The 5,021-nt window shown below is 47.7% G+C and carries 4 protein-coding genes; 3 read left to right on the forward strand and 1 reads right to left on the reverse strand.

Annotation, left to right across the window (positions count from 1 at the left end):
- The 3 genes from KDK17_RS05750 to KDK17_RS05760 all read left to right on the forward strand — a co-directional run.
- A partial coding sequence (locus tag KDK17_RS05750; protein ID WP_257287565.1) for a Lon protease family protein occupies positions 1-1,593 on the forward strand: 1,593 nt, incomplete at its 5' end.
- Between the two features lie 224 nt (positions 1,594-1,817).
- Positions 1,818-3,425 (forward strand): hypothetical protein, encoded by a 1,608-nt coding sequence (locus KDK17_RS05755; protein WP_257282416.1) that lies wholly within the window; start codon positions 1,818-1,820, stop codon positions 3,423-3,425.
- Positions 3,426-3,684: 259 nt separating this feature from the next.
- Complete coding sequence (locus KDK17_RS05760; RefSeq protein WP_257287566.1) at positions 3,685-4,320, forward strand: histidine phosphatase family protein; 636 nt, start codon at positions 3,685-3,687, stop codon at positions 4,318-4,320.
- 55 nt (positions 4,321-4,375) lie between these two features.
- Here the strand turns inward: KDK17_RS05760 and KDK17_RS05765 are convergent, their stop codons facing one another.
- A complete protein-coding gene (locus KDK17_RS05765) occupies positions 4,376-4,975 on the reverse strand; it encodes a cupin domain-containing protein (RefSeq protein ID WP_257287567.1) in 600 nt (199 codons plus the stop codon).
- Positions 4,976-5,021: the final 46 nt, after the last annotated feature.

Here is a 5,021-nt window from a genome sequence, read left to right on the forward strand (position 1 = left end):
ATAGAATATCTTGAGGCGGTTAAAAATCACCTGCACCGAACTGTGATTGATATTCTTGCTGACGACCGCAATATGGAGTCCAAGGATGACTCAACCAAACGACAGTCTCTGGTTGAACTCTATGCACCTAACCTGCTGATTGGTCACTCTGCCAGCGGTGCTGCGCCTGTCGTGTATGAGTCCCACCCTAACTACAAGAACTTGTTTGGTCGTATTGAATACGCCAGTGAAATGGGCGCTCTCGTGACCAATTACCGACAGATTTGCCCTGGTTCTCTGCATAAAGCCAATGGCGGCTATTTGTTGCTGGACGCTAACAAACTGCTGGAAGAACCTTTTGTCTGGGAGGCGCTAAAAAGAGCCCTGAAAGAGAGAGAGCTGACCATTGAATCTCCATACTCAGAGATGGGTCTACTTAATACCATCACCCTGAATCCGGAATCCATCCCTCTCAGCGTCAAGATCATCCTTGTCGGTTCCAGAGATATTTATTATCTGCTGCAACAGCTTGATCCGGATTTCCATGAAATATTCAGAGTTCTGGTCGACTTTGATGACCGGATTGCCAGAGACAAGGAATCGGTACATGCTTTTGCACAGCTGTTAAAAAACCGGGCAGATGATGAAAACTATCCGGCCCTGACGGCTGCTGCTGTCGCCCGTCTCGTCGAACACAGCTCCAGAATGGCTGAACACCAGGGTGAAATTTCTGCCAAGATCGGTGATCTGTTCGACCTGTTGGCAGAAGCAGACTTCATTCGTCGTATGAGCCGTGGCCGCAAGATCAACAACGAGCATGTTGATCGGGCTCTGGCCGCCAAGTCTGAACGCACTGGCCGAGTCAGCCAGCAGATTCTCGATGAGATGATTGAAGGCAGTATCCTGATTGATACCGAAGGAGAAAAGATCGGTAAGATCAACGGGCTCACTGTCATGTCCATTGGCGATACCAGTTTTGGTTCTGCAGCTAGAATTACGGCTGCCGTTTATCCTGGATCCCAGGGCATTGTAGATATTGAACGGGAAGTTTCCCTGGGTCAGGCCATCCATTCCAAGGGAGTCATGATCCTGACCGGCTATCTGGGCAGCAAATACGCCCAGAAGTTTCCCCTGGCTATCTCAGCCAGCCTGACTATGGAGCAATCCTATGGCTACATTGACGGTGACAGTGCAACTCTGGCTGAGCTTTGCTGCCTGGTATCCGCTCTGACCAATACACCTATCAAACAGGGCTTTGCCGTCACCGGCTCCATGAACCAGCATGGCGAAGTTCAGGCTATTGGCGGTGTTAATGAAAAGATTGAAGGCTTTTTTGATCTATGTAACGCCCGTGGCCTGACGGGTGAACAAGGTGTCATTATCCCTGCCACAAACCTCCGAAACCTGATGCTTCATCAGAAAGTCGTCGATGCCGTAAAAGCTGGCACTTTCAGTGTTTACGCGGTCAATCATGCTGACGAAGCTATGGAGCTTCTGACCGGCTGCAAGCCTGGCACACTGAACAGCCGTGGTCAGTACACTAAAGACTCCATCAATTACAAAGTTCTGGCTCGTCTGAAAGAAATCTCTGAACTCTCCAAGGAAGGCAGCTGATGATAAACGCGCTTGACCGACTATAGTGGGTCAAGCGCGTTTATCGTGGGTGTAAATCCTGAATTCAGGAACCATCAGTCTCTGGGTAAAGCGCTTTTTCTACAACTGTTTTGACACATGGGCAGAATCATGTGCCTTCATTTCGAGCTCGCGCATAACTTGTGTGGAGAAGTATAAATACAACGTCTAGGCTTCTCACCTACATTTTTTTCAAAGTTTATCACATGATTAAGCTGCAGCCTTTGCTGGCTCGATTCATCGTTCCAGTATTATGCCTGAATGTTTTGAGTCTGATGGCCGAAACATCGACTCAATCTCCAACCACAATCTTTTCACCTTCCCCACTGCTAATGACAGTATCGTGTAACTCTCTTCTTGATCCGACGATGCTTTCACGGCAAACGACGGGGGTTCAGCAACGACTAAAAGTGGATTCAGCATTTGTTAACAACCGACAGTGTATTATTCTCAGTGCCAACCCGGCAGAAAATTTAAATGAATTGATAGAACGGATACCTGAGGACACCGTTATATTACTCTCCTCCAAAACGGTCACTCCAACGACAGCTTCTCCATCCATTGCTCCTGTACTTACAACAACGCCTGTGTTCGCTTCAACCCCGGTTGAATACTTTGTCAGCAGTGCCATACGTTTGAAGAACGGTCAGGACATTCTTGGAGCGGCTGATCTGGGTTTCGCTATCATCAGGAATCGGCCAGCATTTAAAGACAAATATATGCTCGGGATCGGAACCACCGACGACTTCAAGCCTGACGAAACAAAAAGCAGCCGAATACAATACATTGCCTTTCGGCCAACCCGAGAAAATAACCGCCTCTCAATTGACTCCATTGTTTTTGCAGAGTGCTACAACCGGAAACTGATTTTAGCCGCAAACGATATCCATCTTTCTGTCCGGGCTGCGGTTGTTCTTGATTGCAGGAAGTCCCTGGATGCATCTGCCGATGATCGGATGCGGGGCCCGGGCTTGCAGATTTACGGAAACCTGATCGAAGGTAAAAAATACAGCACGATTCACAACCCTTTGCCCCATTTAATTCCGGACATGGGGATATTGATTCATCTACCTGGCATCAGAAACCAGACAGAACAATTAATCGTTATATCGAACACTTTTATGGGCAATATGGCACAAGCGGGTGAGTTTAGAATGGCTCCCGGAAGCAGCATGGACGTTATCGAGAATGAAGTCGACATTTCCAATGTCGGCTTCACTCGTCGCAACCCTTCTCGCAAAGGTGCTTTTGTTCTTGCCGGGGTCAAAGATACCGAAGGTTCTGGGGCGGTCGAAGCAGGTCTTCCCCGTTTTTACATGATTGATAATTACATCAAAGCAACACGGACGGCCATCACCGTCTGGGGAGGACTTGAACTGAACCTGGCTTGTAACCGCCTGCAGGCAAGCAATCCATGGTGGCAACCCCTGAACCAATCCAGCCTGAAAGCAGTCCACAAATCACTGGAAGATCTTCGCCAAAAACTGGCCGAACATAAAGCATCTGACCTGTGCCACAGTTATAAGATTTCAAGCGTTGTCATGCCAACACCCACCCCTTATACAAGCAACCCGATGGTGAATACCTGGATCGCTAACAATCATTCCACTTCTACTGCCTGCAATGGGCTGGTCAACCTTGAAGGTCAGCTATTCTTTGAAACAGAAATCTGCCAACCGGTCACTCCGCCCACAGCTTCGAATACAGGCGCAGCCCTGAGTAAAGAAACACGCTACCGTTATTCAGCAGGTGCTGCCATTGTGACTTCTGCTTTGGGTGTGGTGGCCACTCTGGCTGTATTATTGACTCTATAGCCTGAGCTCATTCGTCCTCCGTATAGAGAGTCAGGACGATTGAGTCTAAACTGCGCCTATTTAGAAAAACAGCAAGCCACTTATATTCCAGATTGCACCAGGCACAAACCCAATAAGTGACATTTCGCTACCCATGTGCGCTTTCGTCATAATACCGAAATATATTTCACTTATTCTGTGTTGATCAGCACTATTGTCGAGAGATAGTGATTCGATACATTACCTCTCCCAAAAAATTGTCGTACAACATTTAATTAATATGCCTAAAAAGTCATTGATTGCCTTGTTAAGTCTGGCAGTTTCAGTATCAGCCACCTGGTTGCATTTGCAGCCAGAGCCTACGGTTAGTCTGGCTGAAGACGAGAAGAGACTGCTTGATCTACAGACTCACTGGTACCAAGGCAACGTCGTAACACTGGTCAGACACGCTGAACGCTGTGACCGCTCTGACAACCTGTGCCTTGATGGAGCAACAGGCATCACAGTTCCGGGTAAGGCAGAGGCTATTGCCGTCGGACAAAAATTTGATCATCTGCCCAATCGGACAACCGTCGTCTATAACAGCCCTGTCAAACGAAACCATCAGACTGCTAACCTGATGTTTGGTGAGAAAGCCACCAGCCAAGACTGGTTACGTGAAGGCTGCAAAGAAAACCTTTATGAAGATATTTTCAAATACAAGGAAGAAGGCAAAAATCTGATTCTAGTGACCCATAGCACCTGTATCGACAAGTTGGGTGAAGCTCAGAATAATGACCTCGTGGCCATGGATATACACGACATGTCTACATATAACTCATCCATATTCCTTGCCGTCAGTAAGGAAGAAAAAAATGCCTATACCCTGGGCTATCTTTTCGCTGATGAATGGGACAAGGCATTTAACAAAATTTAAGCCATCAGCCAACACATTACCGATGAACAAAACAATGTACGTTTTCTCATTGCCTTCACCGTGTCAGTCGCTCAATCAGAGCAGCGTGCTGTGGAAAATGACTCAGCAGTTGCGTAGCTGAGGGCATTTCAAAATCAGCAAAATCAAAGCCCGGTGCAACGGTACAACCAGACAGAACGAATGAGGAGGAGTCGTTCACTTCCACCGCAAAAAGGCAACCGGCAGTCACGACAAACTGCGGAACCTCTCCGTTGTAAATATCTCTTCCAAGTATTGCCGCACAATAGTTGCCATCCGGAGCTATGACATGGATGGTCAGCGATGCACCGTCATAGAAGTGCCAGATTTCATCTTGCTGGATACGATGAAATGCTGAAAAATCGTTTCCCTCAAGCAAATAATAAATAGCCGTCGAAAAGTTCCGCTCCCCGGAAAACCGATCCGGCAGACTATCTCGTGCTACCACTTCATCGGAGCGATAAGTTTCCCGAAAAAAGCCGCCCTCTGGATGAGGCTGAAGCGACAGTGCCTCAATCCAGCCGTTCGCATCCTTCACTACAAACACTCCTTTTTGGTGTAAGGCTTTATAGTGAGCTAACCCGGATCGTTCGTAAAGCTCAGGCGCATTAACTTTCCATGCATGGCATTTTGACATCCTCTCGCCCCTGAAGGAGCGAGATTCCCGTTAGTCACCTAACAGG

The sequence above is a fragment of the Endozoicomonas sp. SESOKO2 genome (assembly GCF_024606245.1).
GTDB lineage: Bacteria > Pseudomonadota > Gammaproteobacteria > Pseudomonadales > Endozoicomonadaceae > Endozoicomonas_A.

Excerpts from the sequence above, each read along its gene's own strand:
- KDK17_RS05755 (WP_257282416.1), top strand. The coding sequence starts at position 1,818 with ATGATTAAGCTGCAGCCTTTGCTGGCTCGATTCATCGTTCCAGTATTA.
- KDK17_RS05760 (WP_257287566.1), top strand. The coding sequence starts at position 3,685 with ATGCCTAAAAAGTCATTGATTGCCTTGTTAAGTCTGGCAGTTTCAGTA.
- KDK17_RS05765 (WP_257287567.1), bottom strand. The coding sequence starts at position 4,975 with ATGTCAAAATGCCATGCATGGAAAGTTAATGCGCCTGAGCTTTACGAA.